The sequence below is a fragment of the Streptomyces sp. NPDC018045 genome (assembly GCF_044327445.1).
Lineage (GTDB): Bacteria > Actinomycetota > Actinomycetes > Streptomycetales > Streptomycetaceae > Streptomyces.
In genome coordinates this window covers 303170-318637 of the sequence record NZ_JBIRFL010000007.1, presented here as the reverse complement: position 1 = coordinate 318637, position 15468 = coordinate 303170, and the positions used below count along the sequence as shown (strand labels likewise).

The following is a 15468-nucleotide window of genomic DNA, read 5'->3' as shown; positions in this document are numbered from 1 at the left end:
GTCAAGGAGTGGCCCTGGGCTCACGCCGCTCCGGCGGGCCGGCCCCGGCGGGGCCACCGCCCCGCCGCCCTCCCGCCCCGCCGCCCCCGGACGCCCCGGGGTCACTCCGCCCCGAACAGCGCCAGCAGATCGGCCTTCTGGAACATCCGGGCCGTCTCCACCGCCGACGGCGTTCCCGCGGACGGGTCGGCGCCGTGCGCCACCAGGAGGCGGACGACCGCGTCCTCGCCCTTGAAGACGGCCCCGGCGAGCGGCGTCTGGCCCCGGTCGTTGGGGCGGTCCGGATCGGCGCCGCGCTCCAGCAGGGCCGTCACCGCGCCGGCGTGGCCGTGGTAGGCGGCGAGCATCACCAGGGAGTCGCCCTTGTCGTTGGTGAGGTTGGCGGGCACACCGGCGTCCACGTACGCGGCGAGGGTGTCGGTGTCACCGTGCCGCGCCAGGTCGAAGACCTTGGCCGCGAGTTGCAGCACCTCGGGGTCGTGCGCGTGCTCGGTCGTGTCGGGACCCTGTGGCTCCGTGTTCGCGTCACTCATGGTCGCCGGCCTCCTGCTCTGGTGGTGCGGCGGTGTCCTGCAACTCCCGCCTGGGCCTTTACTTGTCCCCGCCACCCTATTCAGCACACCTGCCGGGCGGCCTCGGCGCGCGCCGGGGCCGCGTCCGGCGGCGCGTCAGAAGCTGTCCGGGCACCACGGCCGGCGCGCCGTGTGCAGCAGGAGGTCGGCGGTCGCCAGGGCGCCCGGCCGCTCCTCGTCGACGTGGCCCAGCGCGGCCAGCCGGACCGCGGACTCGTCGCCCAGGTAGAGCGCCGCGAAGGCACCGGCGTCCAGGGTGAGTTCCGCGCTCCGCCGCGTACGCGTGCAGGTGGCACCCTCCGGCCCGGCTTCCAGCAGGAACCGCCCGTCGGCCAGGCCGGCCGCGTCCCGCACCTGGAGGACCAGGGAACCGCTCAGCGGATACGTCCGGGCCGCCAGCAGCCGCGGCAGGTCCAGCGGCCGGATCCACAGGAAGTCGGCGTGCTGCGCGGTGCGCGCCGCGCGCGGGTCGCCGAGGTGGAACGGCAGCAGGTCGCCGGGCCCGCGCAGCCCCGTCCTGACGTGCAGCACCCAGTCGATCGAGCACAGGAACCGCCACAGGGCCCGCTCGGCGGCCGGGGTCGTCGCGGTCAGGCGGTCGACGATGACGGTGTTCCGCGGCAGCTTGTGCTCCCACACGTCGTCCACCCGGTACGTGACCAGGCCCCCGACCTCGCCGGACGCGGACCGGTGGACGGCGTGAAAGCGCTCCTTGGCGGGGATCTGCGGGAGCGGGACGGCACCGGTGTGGGTCTGCCACCAGGAGGGGGGCAGGTCGATCGCGCCGGGCTGCCCGGCACGGAACCGGTCGTGCAGCGCGGGGCCGACCTCCCGCACCTCGTCGGCGTCGGCGAAGTCGACCCGGCCGCCGTCGTCCGGGCCCGCGTACCGCGGATCCAGCCTGGCGCGCGCCACGTCGATGTGCCACTCGGTGCACCAGGTGGCCGGGCCGAAGCCGTACCGTCCGTAGATCGGGTACTCCGCGGAGATCAGCGTGGCGAGGGCGTCCCCGCGCTCCTTCGCGGCCCGCAGGTCGTTCGCCATCATCCGGCTGAGCAGGCCGCGCCGCCGATGGGTGGGGGAGACCGTCACGTTCGAGACCGCGTCGGCGGGCACCGCCGCCCCGCCGACGACGGTCAGCTCCTGCGCGAAGCTGCGGAACGTGGCGACACAGCGGCCGTCGTCGTACGCGCCCTGGGTGCGGTCCGGGTCGTACGTGCCGAGGCGGAGCTCGATCTCTTCCTTGGACACCTCCGGCGGCCGCAGGAAGCCCACCGCCATGGCCCGTGTCCAGTTGGGGAGATCCGTGTCGCCGACCGTACGCAGCTCGATGCCCATGGCCGTACGGTAGCGACGGCGCCGGCCCGCCCGCGCGGCAATATCGGGGGGGCGGGCCGGGCGCCGTACCGCCTCAGAACGCCGCGCGGATCTCCCCGACGCGCTCGGCGCCGCCGAGCAGCGGTGCCTCCTCGATGCGCGCCAGCACCGGCGACTCGACGCCCATCAGGCGCAGCACCCGGCCGAGTATCGGGCCGAGCGTGCGGGTCGCGCCGTCGTCCACCTTGAACGCCAGCGCCCGCCCGTCGGGCAGTGCCACCGCCTGCACGGCCTCCGCGCCCATCTTGGACAGCACGCCGGGCAGCGCCCGCATGAGCCAGGTGTCGGGGCGGCGGGTGCCGGCCACGTACTCCGGGTGGGCGCGCATCGCGTCGGCCACGCGCCGCTCCGGCGTACCGGCGTCGGCCAGCACGAAGTGCCGGAAGGAGCGGGCCAGGCCGGTCAGGGAGATCGCCATCAGCGGCGCGCCGCAGCCGTCCGTACCGATGTGCTCGACGCGCTCGCCGCTCGCGGAGCGCACCGCCTCCAGGGCGAGCCGCTGGAGCGGGTGGTCCGGGTGGAGGTAGGTGTCCAGCGGCCAGCCGTTGGCGGCGCAGGCGGCCAGCATGGCGGCGTGCTTGCCGGAGCAGTTCATGGTCAGCGACTCGCGCGCCCGGCCGGACGCCAGGTACGTCTCCGCCTCCACCGGGTCCAGCGGCAGGTCCGGCGGGGTCCGCACCAGTTCGGCGGACAGGCCGTGCTCGCTGAGCATCTTCTGTACGAGGTCGAGGTGGAAGCCCTCGCCGGAGTGGCTGGCGGCGGCCAGTGCCAGCCGTTCGCCCGACAGGTCCAGCCCCGCCCGCAGGATGGCGGCGGCCTGCATCGGCTTGTTGGCGGAGCGCGGGAAGACCGGGGAGGTCACATCGCCGAGCGCGGTCTGCACGCTGCCGTCCGCCGCCAGGACCACCAGCGCGCCGCGGTGCCGGCCCTCGACGAAGCCCGAACGCACGACTTCGGCGAGGACGGGGGATATACCGGCCGGGGCGGGCCCTTCGGTAACGGTGGTGGAGCTCATCGGCGGCCTTCCGGGAGGTGATCCGCGCCCCCCGGAGCGGTGCGGCCACCGGGTCAGGAGAGCAGATCGTCTACTTGTGCTTCACCTTCACGGTACCTGCGGGCGATCTCTGCACTGCAATCGTCGGCGGTCCGCTGCAGCGCCTGGCGCCGCCGGGACACCTGCTGCTCGTAGCGGACCAGGCGGCCCATCGCGTCGTGCAGCTCCTGGTCCGTACGGGCGGTGAGGTCCGACAGCTCCACCTCCCCGAGCATCTGCTCCGCGAGCTGCCGGTACTCCTCGCTGTGCGGCATCCCGAGCGTCACGTGGCGGGCCGAGGAGCGGTGCCGCGACGGCTCGTCCGTCAGGATCTCCGGGAGCCGGTCCAGCAGGGGCGAGTGCGGGGCCGTACGGCGGGTGCTCTCCGCCCGCAGGATGTCGATCCGGCCCTGGAGCAGCCGCCGCACATAGCTCAGATCGGCCTCCTCGCGCTGCGCCTCGCGCCGCAGTACGCGCAGGTCGGGCAGGCCCAGCAGACGCAGGTCGGGCCGCGGGACCGGGCGGAAGCGGTCGCGTTGCAGCGGCGGCCGGTGCGGTGCCGTGCCTGCCTGGAACATGGGACCGTCCTCCGTGCGGGCGGGCCCGGCGGGCGCCGGGGCCTGCGGGGTCGTACGGGCCGCCGTGGGCGCCGTACGGGCGATCGGTACGGGTCCGGGGGTGTGCCCGGGTCCGGCAGTGCTCATGAGTCGTTCCGTCCCCTCGTCCGGTGCGGTCGTGCGGGCACGTTGTCCGCGCGACGCACCGCGTGCACGCATCGTGCCACTGCGGGCGGGCCGTCCGCAGGGCCAGCCATGGCCATGGCACCCGAACGGCCCCGGACGGGCGGGGCTGTCAGGGCCCCGGCGGCGGCGTGCATCATGGGCGGTATGCGAGCTGTGGTGCAGAGGGTGGACGGCGCACGCGTCGAGGTGGACGGCGAGACGGTCGGGGAGATCGTCGGTGCGGGGCTGTGCGTGCTGGTCGGGGTGACGCACGACGACACTCCGGCGAAGGCGGCGCAGCTCGCCCGCAAGCTGTGGTCGGTGCGTGTCCTGGACGGCGAGAAGTCCTGCTCGGACACGGGTGCGGGCCTGCTGGTGATCAGCCAGTTCACTCTCTACGGTGACGCCCGCAAGGGCCGTCGGCCCACCTGGAACGCGGCGGCCCCCGGTCCGGTGGCCGAACCCCTCGTCGACGAGGTCGTCACCCGGCTCCGCGCCCTGGGCGCCGAGGTGGCCACGGGCCGCTTCGGCGCGGACATGAAGGTCACGCTGACGAACGACGGTCCGTTCACGGTCCTCCTGGAGGTCTGAGCGCCCGCGCCCGGCCGGCCCGGCGCCCTGGCCGGCCAGGGCGCCGGCCGCCCCTACGGTTCGACCACGACCTCCTGCGCCGCCGCGGTGCTCTCCGCGAGCAGCGGCGCGTCGATCGGGACGTTGCGCTTGACCAGGGCCAGCGCGATGGGGCCCAGCTCGTGGTGGCGGGCCGAGGTGGTGATGAAGCCGAGCTGGCGGCCCTCGGCACCGTCGGCGGCGAGCCGCACGGGGGCGCCGTGCGGCGGCAGGTGCACCTCACTGCCGTCCAGGTGCAGGAAGACCAGGCGGCGCGGCGGTTTCCCCAGGTTGTGGACGCGGGCCACGGTCTCCTGGCCGCGGTAGCAGCCCTTCTGGAGGTGCACGGCGGTGCCGATCCAGCCCAGCTCGTGCGGGATGGTGCGGTGATCGGTCTCCATGCCCAGGCGCGGCCGGTGCGCCTCGACGCGCAGCGCCTCCAGGGCCAGGGTGCCGACGGCCGGGCCGTGGGCCGCGGCGAAGCTCTCCAGACCGGCGCGGGGCAGGAAGAGGTCCCGGCCGTGCGGGGTCTCCCGGACGGCCGCGTCCTTCGGCGCCTCGGCGATGGAGCCGGCCGGCAGGTGGACGACCGCGTAGGCGTCCGTACGGTCGGCGACCTCGACGCGGTAGAAGAACTTCATGCTCTCCAGGTAGGCGATCAGCGCCTCCTCGTCGCCCGGCTCGGTGTGCAGCCAGGTCGTCTCCCCGTCGTCGACGAGGTAGAGGGCGTGCTCGATGTGGCCGTTGGCGGAGAGGATCAGCGCCTCGGTGGCGTGGCCGGGCGCGAGGTCGGTGACGTGCTGCGTCAGCAGCAGGTGCAGCCAGCTCAGCCGCTCGGGGCCGCTGACGGTGACCACACCGCGGTGCGAGAGGTCGACGAATCCGCGGCCGTCCGCGAGGGCGCGTTGCTCGCGGAACAGGTCGCCGTAGTGTGCGGCGACCCCTTCGTCGGGGGCCTCGGCTGGAACGGCACCGGGCAGCGACAGCAGCGGACTGGCTTCACGTTGGCGCGGCATGCCCCCAGCCTACGACCGGCGGGAAGGTGGCCGGCGCGCCCCCGGTGTCAGGCGCGCGGCCGGTCGTCCGGCGTCGGCGCCGCGCGCTTGCCGGTGCACGCCGCGCAGCGTCCGAAGATCGCGAAGTGCTTCAGGTCCGTGTCGAAGCCGAAGGTGTCCCGCAGCGTCGCCGTGAACGGTTCGGCGACCGACAGATCGGCCTCGATCACGTCCGTGCAGTCCCGGCACACCAGGTGGATGTGGTGGTGCCGGTCGGCGAGGTGGTACGTGGGCGCGCCGTGCCCGAGGTGGGCATGGCTGACCAGGTTCAGCTCCTCCAGCAGCTCCAGCGTCCGGTAGACGGTGGAGATGTTCACGCCGCCCGCCGTCCTGCGCACCTCGGTGAGGATGTCGTCGGGGGTGGCGTGTTCGAGTTTGTCCACCGCCTCCAGCACGAGCTGTCGCTGCGGGGTCAGCCGGTACCCGCGCTTGCGGAGGTCGCTCTGCCAGTCGCTGCTCACCACGCTCACAGTGTAGGAGGGTGCTCAGCGCCCGCCTACGCTCCGCAGGTAGCCGGAGAGGGCGGTGACGGCCGCCGGGTTGCGCGGGCTCTCCACCAGGTCGGCGTAGTCCATCACGTAGATGCGGTCGTTCTTGACCGCCGAGACGTTCTTCAGCGGCGCGTACGACTTCAGGAACGCCTTCTTCTGTTCGGCGGTCGGTGTGCCGTAGTCGTTGATGACGATCACGTCCGGGTCCCGCTCGACCACCGTCTCCCACCCGACCGTGGTCCAGGAGTCCTTGAGGTCCTTCATGACGTGGTCGCCGCCGGCCTTGGTGATGATGTCGTGCGGCCCGGCGAAGCGGCCGGAGGTCATCGGCTTGTCCTGGCCGCCGTCGTAGAGGAAGACGGTGGGCCGGGCGCCGTCCTCGGGCGCCTTGGCCTGGGCGTCGGCCACCTGCTTGCGGTACGTGGCGATCAGCGCGTCCGCCCGGTCCTCGACGTCGAAGATCTTCCCGAGGGTCTTCAGGTCGGTGTAGAGCGCGTCCAGCGGCGGCATCACGCCGCGCGCGCCGCCCTGACGGCCGTCGGCCCCGTTGCGGCACGACTCGGTCAGGACGTAGCTGCCGATGCCGAGCTTCTTCAGGGAGGCGGGGGTGACGTCGCTGTCCTCGCCGAAGCCGTAGTTCCAGCCCGCGAAGACCAGGTCGGCCCTGGCGTCCAGGGCGATCTCCTTGGTGATCGCCTTTTTGGAGAGCCAGGGCACCTTGGCGTACGCGTCCTTCCAGGCGACGGCGTCGATCCGGCCCCGGTACTCCGGCATGACGTACCCGGCCATGTGGTCCTCCAGGCCGAGCGCGAACATGATGTCGGCGATCCCGACGTCGTTGGTGACCACCCGCCGGGGCGCCTTGTCGTACGTCGTCCTCGTCCCGCAGTTCTCGACCGTCACCGGGTAGTGACCGGACCCGCTCGGCCCGGACGCCTTGGCCGCGCCGTCCTTGCCGTCCTCGGCGACGTGCGCGCCGCAGCCGGTGAGCGCGGCGAGCGTGAGGGCGGTGAGCAGGGCGGCGGTGCGGTGGCGGGTGCGCATGGGGCTCCTCGGGGCGGGCTTCACGACGGGCTTCGCGGGGGTTGGTACGGCAGGTTGTAGGGGGCTTGGTCCGGGGGGCGCGGCGGTCGTCAGGAGGCGGCCGACGGGGCGGTACGGCCGGGCAGGCGGTCGAACAGGAGCTGTACGGCGCCGGTTTCGGGGTGCGGTACGCGGTGTGCGCGCACCCCGAACACCTCGGCCAGCAGCTCCGGCCCCAGCACGTCGTGCGGCGCGCCGGAGGCGACGATGCGCCCGCCGGAGATGACGTACAGCTCGTCGCAGTGCCCGGCGGCCAGGTTCAGGTCGTGCAGCGCGGTCAGCACCGTCAGTCCGCTGTCCCGCACCAGCGCCAGCAGTTCGAGCTGCTGGGCGATGTCGAGGTGGTTCGTCGGCTCGTCCAGCACCAGCACCCGCGGCTCCTGGGCCAGCGCGCGGGCGATCAGGACGCGCTGCTTCTCCCCGCCGGACAGGCTCAGGAACGAGCGCTCGGCCAGGTGGGCCGCGCCGGTCCGTACCAGCGCCCGCTCGCACACCCGGAGGTCCGCCGCGCTCGGCCGCCCGGACCCGCGCTGGTGCGGCAGCCGCCCCATCGCGACGACCTCGGCGGCCGTGAACCCGAACTCGGTCGCCGACTCCTGGGGCAGCGCGGCCAGGTGCCGGGCCCCTTCGCGTACGCCCATGGTGTGCAGGTCGGTGCCGTCCAGCCGCACCGTCCCGGCGGCCGGGCGCAGCGCGCGGTAGGCGCAGCGCAGCAGGGTGGACTTGCCGCTGCCGTTGGGCCCGACCAGCCCGACGACCCGGCCGCTGTCCGCGCGCAGGGTGATGTCGTGCACGAGCCGGGCACCGGCCACGTCCACGGACACCGCGTCGATGTCGACCCGCATCAGACCCCGCCCCCGAACGTGTAGCCGCGGCGCCGCATCAGGAGGACGAAGGCCGGTACGCCGATCACGGCGGTGATCACCCCGACCGGCAGTTCGACGGGCGCCAGCAGCACCCGGGACAGGACGTCCACCCACACCATCAGCACCGCGCCCAGCAGCGGAGCCACCGCCAGCACCCGGCGGTGCCCGGCGCCCACCAGCATCCGGGTCACATGCGGCACCATCAGCCCGACGAAGCCGATCGCCCCGCTGACCGCGACCACCGCGCCGGTGACGGCCGCCGTGACCGCGAACAGTTCCCGCCGCAGCCGTCCGGGGTCCACGCCGAGCGCGGCGGCCGACTCGTCGCCCATGGCGAGCGCGTTCAGGCGGCCCGCGGAGAGCATCAGGTACAGCAGCGCGCCGGCCACCGCCGCCGCGGCGACGGGCAGTGAGCCCCAGCCCGCCCCGCTGAGGCTGCCGAGCAGCCACATCATGGCGGAGCGCGCCGCCTCGCCCCGGTCGGCGGCGAAGACCATCAGGGTGGAGAGTGCGGAGAAGCCGTAGTACATCGCGGAGCCGGTCAGCACCAGCCGCAGCGGCGTCAGGCCGTGCGCGCTGCGGGCCGCCGCGTACACCAGCGCCATGGCCAGCAGCGCCGAGCCGAAGGCGGCCGTGGACAGCGCCCAGACGCCGAGCGCCGCCAGCGAGCCGAAGAGCAGGACGGCGTTGGCACCGACCGCCGCGCCGGAGGAGATGCCGAGTACGAAGGGATCGGCGAGGGCATTGCGCACCAGGGCCTGGACGGCCACGCCGATGGCGGACAGCCCCGCGCCGACGACGGCGGCCAGGAGCGCGCGCGGGAAGCGCAGCTCCCACACGATGGTGTACGCGGAGACCTCGTCGGAGGTGATGGTGCCGCCGCTCAGCCCGGAGCCGAGGTGGCGCAGCACCTCATCCCACCCGATGCCGGCGGCGCCGAGGCCGACGCCGCACACCAGCGAGGCGAGCAGGACGACGGCGAGCCCGGCGACCAGCGGCCCGGTGGGCACCGGCGAGCCGGTACGCGGCCGGGCGCCGGCGGGGTCCGCGCCGTGGGCGGGATCTGCGGTACGGGCGGAGGCGGCCAAGAGGACGTACGCCTTCGGCTCGGGCCGTGTCCGTACGGTCAGGGGCCGGCGCGTGGCGCGAGGCCGGCGGCGGTGTCCCCTCGCAGTCCACGGCGAGTTGTCAGGAACGGGCGCCCCCGCGGGTGATCGGGCTGGCGGAACGGACGTTCCGCACACCGTTGCGGGTCAGCGCCGGACTCTCACCGGACTTCCCCCGCGGGGCGCTCTGCGACTGTGTGTGCTGTCTTGCGTGTGCTGTCTGACGTGCAGGCCGTCTACTTGAAGAAGGCGATGCCGTCGTCCGGCAGGTCCTTGAGGTCCTTGGCCCACTCGCTGGGGTCGACGACCTTCTTCAGGTGGGCCGACATGTACGGGCGCAGCGGCACCTCGGGGGTGGCCTTCTCGCCGACCCACATCAGGTCGCTGTTCACGTACCCGTACAGGCGCTTGCCGCCGGTGTACGGGCCGGAGGCGGCGGTGCGCGCCACGGCGTCGGTCGCCAGGTCGATCTGCGGCTTCTGGTCGGCCAGCTCGCCGTACCAGACCTCCGCGACACCGCCGTCGCGGATCATCACGATCTCGACCTTGCGGTCCTTGTCGATGCGCCAGTAGCCGGACTCGGTCTCCAGCGGTGCGACCTTCTTGCCCTCGGCGTCGAGCACCCAACTGTGCGAGGTGTATTCGAGGAAGTCACGCCCGTCGTGGGTGAAGGTGACCTCTTGGCCGAAGTTGCACTTCTCGGTACCGGGGAAGTCCGCGACGCCCGCGCCCTCCCAGTTGCCGAGCAGGAAGGCGAGGGGCACGAGGGCCGGGTTCAGGTCGGACGGGATCTCGATCATCAGCTCAGGCGATCTGTATCGGGGAAAAGGTGGTAGGGGCGCGCGAAGCGCTCGTACCCGGGGTGCGGGCGGCGGGCGGGAGTCAGCGCTGGCCCTGGTACAGCTTCTTCCAGGTCAGCCCGGCGAAGGCGACGACGCCGACGGCGACCAGGACGAGCAGGGTGGTGAAGACTGCCTCAAGCACGAGCGCGCTCCTCGGACGGAGTGAGGTGTTACGGACCGGAAGCGAGTCTAGTCGGCATGGCCGGTGGCGGCGCTGTGAGGTCGGTCCCGCCGGGTGACCGGCGGCGTGGGCCGCGGTTCTAGAGTGACCGTATGGCCAAGAAGCTGGTGATCAAGGTGACGGCGGGGTCGGACGCCCCCGAGCGGTGCTCGCAGGCGTTCACGGTGGCGGCGGTGGCCGTGGCCAGCGGGGTGCACGTCTCCCTGTGGCTGACCGGGGAGTCGGTGTGGTTCGCGCTGCCGGGGCGCGCGGCGGAGTTCGAGCTGCCGCACGCGGCGCCGCTGCCGGACCTGATCGACGGGATCGTGTCGGGCGGCGGCACCATCACCGTGTGCACCCAGTGCGCGGCCCGCCGGGACATCGACGAGAAGGACCTCATCGAGTGCGCCCGGATCGCCGGAGCGCAGGTCTTCGTGAGCGAGATCATGCCGGACGGCGTGCAGGCGCTCGTCTACTGAGGGCGGCTGAGGGCGGCGGGCCGGAGGACGGCTCAGCGGCGGCCGGAGCCGGGGCCGTGGTCGTCCAGCTCGCGCCACCACCGGTCCGACTCGGGGTCGCCCGACTCGTCCCACCAGCGCTCACCCGGCTCCCGCCGGTTGCCGATGATCGCCGCGAACGGCGGGATGACCATGGCGACCACGCACATCGCCACGGCCGCCGGTACGGACCACAGCCGTACGACGCCCCACGCCAGCACGAACAGGGCGATGCACACGCCCATCAGGACGAAGTACCGGCGGTGCCGGCGCTGCGCGGGCGGACGCTGGTGCGCGGACATGGTTCCACCGTAGATCCGGCCGCCGCGGCTGGGAAGCGCGGCGGGCCGCACCCCTTGCGAAGGCGTCCAAACCCCTGGGGCGCGGCCCGGCGGCCGTACGTGCGTACGTGGTGTCAGACGGCGATGGCGACCTCCGCGAGGCCACCGTGCTGCGCGACGACGGTGCGGTCCGCGGTCGCGCCCGGGACCAGGGCGCGCAGCGTCCAGGTGCCCTCGGCCGCGTAGAAGCGGAACTGCCCGGTCGCCGAGGTGGGGACCTCGGCGGTGAACTCGCCGGTGCTGTCCAGCAGGCGCACGTAACCGGTGACGGGCTGGCCGTCGCGGGTCACGCTGCCCTGGATCGTGGTCTCGCCCGGCTTGATGGCCGAAGCGTCCGGGCCGCCGGCCTTGGCTCCACACATGGGGGTACTTCCTTGGTGGTTGAGGGGTACGGGAGGGAGGCGGTGCGGCGGTGCGCTACTTGGCGGCGCCGAGCTCGATCGGCACGCCGACCAGCGAGCCGTACTCGGTCCAGGAGCCGTCGTAGTTCTTGACGTTGCTCTGGCCGAGCAGCTCGTGCAGCACGAACCAGGTGAGCGCCGAGCGCTCGCCGATGCGGCAGTAGGCGATGGTGTCCTTCGTCAGGTCCACGTTCTCGGCCTCGTAGAGGGCCTTGAGCTCGTCGTCCGACTTGAAGGTGCCGTCGTCGTTGGCGTTCTTCGACCACGGGATGTTGCGGGCGCTCGGCACGTGGCCGGGGCGCTGCGACTGTTCCTGCGGCAGGTGTGCCGGGGCGAGCAGCTTGCCGCTGAACTCGTCGGGGGAGCGCACGTCGACCAGGTTCAGGCTGCCGATCGCGGCGACGACGTCGTCCCGGAAGGCGCGGATGGAGGTGTCCTGGGCCTTCGCCTTGTAGTCGGTCCTGGCGCGGTTCGGCACCTGCGAGCCGTCGACCAGGTCGCGCGAGTCCAGCTCCCACTTCTTGCGGCCGCCGTCGAGCAGCTTGACGCTGTCGTGGCCGTAGAGCTTGAAGTACCAGTACGCGTACGCGGCGAACCAGTTGTTGTTGCCGCCGTAGAGCACGACGGTGTCGTCGTTGGCGATGCCCTTCTCGGAGAGCAGCTTCTCGAAGCCCGCCTGGTCGACGAAGTCGCGGCGCACCGGGTCCTGGAGGTCCTTCTGCCAGTCGATGCGGACGGCGTTCTTGATGTGGTTCTTGTCGTAGGCCGAGGTGTCCTCGTCGACCTCGACGAGGACCACCTTCGGGTCGTCGATGTGGGCCTCGGCCCAGTCGGCGTCCACCAGGACGTCGCTACGGCTCATGTTGTTCTCCTCCGGGGCAGTTGCGGGGCACGCGTACGCCGATGCGCGCTGCGGCGAGGGGCGCGGCGCTGCGTGGGAAGTGGCAGGGACGGCCTGGGTGGGCCGGGCGGGGACGGGGAAAGACGGGGAAAGACGAGGAAAGAGGCCGTCCGTCAGACAGTGCGACAGAGCATGGCGGCGACGCGGCACAGGTCGACTGCCCGCCGCTTCGTGAGATTCGCCTGTCCCCGCGGACGGGAACCGCTCAGAGAGCTCCGCATGCGACCGATCGTAGGGAGGGACGGTGGGACGTGTCACCGGCGTGTCGGATGGTGAGACGTGCGAGTCCGCATGGCGGTACGCGGAGTAAGAGAGGTGGCGCGCGGGGTGACCCGCCGGGGCCGTGCGGCGGAGTGGGTCTGATGTGCGGGACGGGGCGTCTCAGTGCTCGGACGCCGCCCGATTCATGGCGTTCCGTACCGTCGGCGGCCGGCCGGGGGTGGGGGGTGCCCCGGCCGGGCACCGGTGGCGGGGTCAGCCCTGGAGCTTGACGTTCGTGCCGCTGGCCGAGATCGAGATGCCGTCGCGCGTCGAGACGACCTTGTCCAGCTTCAGGCCGCCGGGCAGCCGGTTCAGCTTCCACTCGTGGTCGGTCTGCGCGCGGATCTGGTCACGGCAGGCCGAGAGCTGGGCGCACAGGGCCGGGAGCTTGTCGGCGCGCAGCCGGACGGTGTCGCCGTTCACGACGCTCACCGTGCCGGTGACCTCCAGCGAGTTCAGCATCGGCAGGTTCGGCAGATTCGGGGAGATCTTCACCTGGCTCTTGCCGTTCTTCTCCCCGCCGTAGCTCACCTTGACGTTCCTGCCCGAGGCGGTGGTCAGGTCCGCGTACGAGATACGGGCCTCGCCGGTGGCGCTCGCGGCGCTCTCGATCGAGGTGTAGTCGCCGGTCAGCTTCACGTCGTGGAACTGCGCCGTCAGCTCCTGCACGCGCAGCGTGTGGCCCTCGGCCGTGGCGTTCAGACCGTCGATCCTGGCGTCCACCTGGTCCAGGCTGCGGCCCGCGACCTGCGTCAGGAACGGGAAGCCGGTGATGGACACCTCCGGCGCACGGTCCAGGCCCTGGCTGCTGCGGATCTTGTCAGCGGCCTTGTCCTCGGCGATGTTCACGGCCACGCGGTCGGCGGCCACGAACAGGCCGCCGAGTATCACGACGATCACCAACAGCACTCGCAGTGCGCGCATCGAACCACTACCCCCAGGCGTGGGGCCGATATCGGCCCGGTTTTTCCGGGTCGGACCCCCGGTCGGTCGTGATCGAGCCTAACCGGCCCGTGCGAGCCGGGGGTTTTCCGTGACCTGTGGTGCCTGCGCCGCCCGGCGAGGCGGCTCCGGGAAGGCCGGGGACGCCCGCGGGCCGCGGCCTGTCCCGGGCCCGGTCACCGTGTCCTCGACCGCCGGGCGGGCTTGCCGCCGGCTGGGCCCGGCCCGGTGCCCGGGGCGACCGCCCCTACGCCAGCGCCCTCCCCAGTACGTAGATCGCCGGGGCCGCCAGCGCCAGCGGCAGGGCCACTCCCGCCGTCATGTGGACGAAGCGGGACGGATAGTCGTAGCTGGCCACCCGGAGGCCGATCAGGGCGCAGCCGCCGGCGACCAGGCCCAGCAGGGCGCCGGCCGCGCCCAGACCGGTGAGCTGGCCGGCCGCGATGCCCGCGCCGGCGCCGCCGAGCAGGGCGACGACGAGTGAGGCGGTCTGCGGCAGCGGCAGCGCGCGGGCGAGGGTGGTCACGGCGACCGCGACGCAGCCCACCGTCACCGCGTTCGCCGCGGCGGCGAGCTGGCCGGCGGCCAGGACCGCGAGGGCGGTGGAGGTCAGGCCGGCGGTCAGCGCGTACATCCGTTCGTCCGCGCTGCCGTGGTTGCGGAGCTGGAGGACCAGGACGAACAGGCACCAGACGCCGAGGGTGCCGATGGCGACCACGGGTGCCTGCTCGCGTTCGGTGGCGAGCAGCGCGATGTCGGTGGTCACGCCCGCGAGGAAGGCGAGGGCGATGCCCTGCCGGGCGGGCCACATGCCGTTGAGGCGGAACCAGCCCGCCGCGGTGACGGCCTGGAGGAGCACCACCGGCACCATCAGGGCGACCCGGGGCAGCGGCGCGGCGAGGGCGAGGAGCAGGGCCAGCACGGCGGTGAGGGCGGCGGGCCGGAGGCCGGGCGGGATGATCGGCGAGCGGCCTTCGGCGCGGGCGCGCTGGTTGGGCGCCAGCCGTGCCGGGTCGGGCGTGGCCCCGGCCGCGGGCCGCTCGGTCTCCGGCGCGGCCCGGTGCCGGGACTGCGCCCGCGGCTGCGGGTCGCGGGCGGCGGCCGGGACCGGGCTCTGCTTCGGCAGGTACGCGGTCTCGGCGGCCGGGTCCGGTGCGGCCGGGTCCGGCTCGCTCATGACGGGGAGCTGGACGCTGGTGTCCCAGGTCGGCGCCGTCCAGATCTGGGTCGGCGGGTCCTCGTGGCCACCGCCCGTGGCGTGGCCGTCGGGCCCGTACGCGGAGGTCCCGGACGGGTGCTGACCGTAGGCGGGCCGCCCGTCGGGTCCGGTGGCGTACTGGCCGGACCGACCGGTTTGGCCCTGCTGTCCGTACTGGCCGCTCTGATGCTGCTGCCCGGCCGCCGCGGGCCAGGAGGTCTGCTGCGGCCGCCCGTACGCGTCGTAGGTCTGCTGGGGGTGGTGCTGGGGGTGAGGTTGGGGTGGCTGCTGCCCGTACGGCGGAGTGCCGTATGCCTGCTGGCCGTACGGCTGCTGCGGCTGCTGTCCGTAGCCCTGCTGTGCCGCCTGGCCGTACGTGCCGTCGTGACCGCCGTACGGCTGCGCCGCCTGCGCCCCGTACGCGTCGCCGGTCCCGTAGGACTCCTGCGCGTCGTACGGCGCCTGCGGGTCGGCCGCGGGCTGCTGCGGGTGCTGCCGCTGGTCCTGCGGCTGGTACGGGTCGTAGGACCCGTACGGGTGCTGCGGCTGGTTCTCGCTCATGGTCTCGCTCATCCTCCCGCGAACGGCGGCAGGACCTCGACGGTGCCGCCCTCGGCCAGCCGGACGGCCGCGTGGTCGCGGCTGCCGACCGGGTCGCCGTCCACCAAGAACGAGCAGCGCAGCAGGACGCGGGCGAACTCCGGGTTCGCGGCGTGCCTCGCGCGTGCCGCGGCCAGTGCCTCGGCGAGCGTCGCCGCCGCGTAGGGCTCCTCGGCGGTGCCGGCGGCGGCCTTCGCCGCGGCCCAGTAGCGCACGGTGCCTGTTGTTGTCACGGCGGCCTCTTCGTCTTCGTCGTCGTTCGTCGTGCGTCGTGCGTCGTCAGGGCCTCCATGATGGCGTACGCCGCGACGGGTCACGTTCCGGGCAAGTCCGTCGGCGGCCCGGACAAGTTCTGGCAAAACCTCCTGCTTCGTTCGAGTGGCGCCGCGAAATTCGATTGCCGCGGGTAAG

General features: G+C 73.3%; 19 protein-coding genes and 1 riboswitch. Of the genes, 2 read left to right on the top strand and 17 right to left on the bottom strand.

The window, feature by feature from the left end:
* Window positions 1-101: 101 nt before the first annotated feature.
* The 4 genes from ACH4EB_RS19815 to ACH4EB_RS19800 form a co-directional block, all read right to left on the bottom strand.
* Window positions 102-533 carry an ankyrin repeat domain-containing protein gene (locus ACH4EB_RS19815; protein WP_398348828.1) on the bottom strand — a complete coding sequence of 144 codons (432 nt, stop codon included), beginning with the start codon at window positions 531-533 and terminating at the stop codon, window positions 102-104.
* A gap of 135 nt (window positions 534-668) precedes the next feature.
* Window positions 669-1910 (bottom strand): GNAT family N-acetyltransferase, encoded by a 1242-nt coding sequence (locus ACH4EB_RS19810; protein WP_398348827.1) that lies wholly within the window; start codon window positions 1908-1910, stop codon window positions 669-671.
* Between the two features lie 73 nt (window positions 1911-1983).
* Window positions 1984-2964 carry an asparaginase gene (locus ACH4EB_RS19805; RefSeq protein WP_398348826.1) on the bottom strand — a complete coding sequence of 327 codons (981 nt, stop codon included), beginning with the start codon at window positions 2962-2964 and terminating at the stop codon, window positions 1984-1986.
* Between the two features lie 53 nt (window positions 2965-3017).
* Window positions 3018-3560 (bottom strand): ABC transporter substrate-binding protein, encoded by a 543-nt coding sequence (locus tag ACH4EB_RS19800; protein ID WP_398348874.1) that lies wholly within the window; start codon window positions 3558-3560, stop codon window positions 3018-3020.
* Between the two features lie 309 nt (window positions 3561-3869).
* On the opposite strand from ACH4EB_RS19800, the gene dtd reads away from it, so the two are divergent.
* A complete protein-coding gene (gene dtd / locus ACH4EB_RS19795; RefSeq protein ID WP_398348825.1) occupies window positions 3870-4295 on the top strand; it encodes a D-aminoacyl-tRNA deacylase in 426 nt (141 codons plus the stop codon).
* A gap of 53 nt (window positions 4296-4348) precedes the next feature.
* On the opposite strand, the gene ACH4EB_RS19790 is transcribed toward dtd, so the two are convergent.
* The 6 genes from ACH4EB_RS19790 to ACH4EB_RS19765 all read right to left on the bottom strand — a co-directional run bounded on the left by ACH4EB_RS19790 (window position 4349) and on the right by ACH4EB_RS19765 (window position 9714).
* Complete coding sequence (locus tag ACH4EB_RS19790) at window positions 4349-5329, bottom strand: YgfZ/GcvT domain-containing protein (RefSeq protein ID WP_398348824.1); 981 nt, start codon at window positions 5327-5329, stop codon at window positions 4349-4351.
* A gap of 47 nt (window positions 5330-5376) precedes the next feature.
* Complete coding sequence (locus ACH4EB_RS19785; RefSeq protein WP_398348823.1) at window positions 5377-5832, bottom strand: Fur family transcriptional regulator; 456 nt, start codon at window positions 5830-5832, stop codon at window positions 5377-5379.
* 21 nt (window positions 5833-5853) lie between these two features.
* Window positions 5854-6903, bottom strand: coding sequence for an ABC transporter substrate-binding protein (locus tag ACH4EB_RS19780; protein WP_398348822.1), 1050 nt, complete (start codon window positions 6901-6903; stop codon window positions 5854-5856).
* An 89-nt stretch (window positions 6904-6992) separates the two neighbouring features.
* Window positions 6993-7787: an ABC transporter ATP-binding protein gene (locus tag ACH4EB_RS19775; protein ID WP_398348821.1), complete on the bottom strand. Its 795-nt coding sequence runs from the start codon at window positions 7785-7787 to the stop codon at window positions 6993-6995.
* Entirely contained in the window at window positions 7787-8896 is a 1110-nt protein-coding gene (locus ACH4EB_RS19770; RefSeq protein ID WP_398348820.1) for a FecCD family ABC transporter permease, read from the bottom strand. Before ACH4EB_RS19770 ends, ACH4EB_RS19775 begins: the two co-directional genes overlap by 1 nt.
* 99 nt (window positions 8897-8995) lie before the next feature.
* A riboswitch (cobalamin riboswitch) is annotated at window positions 8996-9127 on the bottom strand.
* 23 nt (window positions 9128-9150) lie between these two features.
* A complete protein-coding gene (locus ACH4EB_RS19765; protein ID WP_398348819.1) occupies window positions 9151-9714 on the bottom strand; it encodes an FABP family protein in 564 nt (187 codons plus the stop codon).
* A gap of 315 nt (window positions 9715-10029) precedes the next feature.
* Here ACH4EB_RS19765 and ACH4EB_RS19760 point away from each other — a divergent pair, with 315 nt between their 5' ends.
* Window positions 10030-10395: a DsrE family protein gene (locus ACH4EB_RS19760; protein ID WP_398348818.1), complete on the top strand. Its 366-nt coding sequence runs from the start codon at window positions 10030-10032 to the stop codon at window positions 10393-10395.
* Between the two features lie 32 nt (window positions 10396-10427).
* Here the strand turns inward: ACH4EB_RS19760 and ACH4EB_RS19755 are convergent, their stop codons facing one another.
* From ACH4EB_RS19755 to ACH4EB_RS19725, 7 genes are all read right to left on the bottom strand, one after another.
* A complete protein-coding gene (locus tag ACH4EB_RS19755) occupies window positions 10428-10715 on the bottom strand; it encodes a DUF3099 domain-containing protein (protein WP_030660506.1) in 288 nt (95 codons plus the stop codon).
* A 113-nt stretch (window positions 10716-10828) separates the two neighbouring features.
* Window positions 10829-11116: a DUF1416 domain-containing protein gene (locus tag ACH4EB_RS19750; protein ID WP_398348817.1), complete on the bottom strand. Its 288-nt coding sequence runs from the start codon at window positions 11114-11116 to the stop codon at window positions 10829-10831.
* Between the two features lie 55 nt (window positions 11117-11171).
* Window positions 11172-12017, bottom strand: a complete 846-nt coding sequence (locus ACH4EB_RS19745; RefSeq protein WP_398348816.1) for a sulfurtransferase — start codon at window positions 12015-12017, stop codon at window positions 11172-11174.
* Window positions 12018-12169: 152 nt separating this feature from the next.
* Window positions 12170-12277, bottom strand: coding sequence for a putative leader peptide (locus ACH4EB_RS19740; RefSeq protein ID WP_398348815.1), 108 nt, complete (start codon window positions 12275-12277; stop codon window positions 12170-12172).
* A gap of 253 nt (window positions 12278-12530) precedes the next feature.
* Entirely contained in the window at window positions 12531-13241 is a 711-nt protein-coding gene (locus ACH4EB_RS19735; protein ID WP_398348814.1) for a DUF2993 domain-containing protein, read from the bottom strand.
* Window positions 13242-13506: 265 nt separating this feature from the next.
* Window positions 13507-15018, bottom strand: a complete 1512-nt coding sequence (locus ACH4EB_RS19730; RefSeq protein WP_398348813.1) for a hypothetical protein — start codon at window positions 15016-15018, stop codon at window positions 13507-13509.
* An 8-nt stretch (window positions 15019-15026) separates the two neighbouring features.
* Entirely contained in the window at window positions 15027-15272 is a 246-nt protein-coding gene (locus ACH4EB_RS19725) for a MoaD/ThiS family protein (RefSeq protein WP_398348873.1), read from the bottom strand.
* Between the last annotated feature and the right edge of the window lie 196 nt (window positions 15273-15468).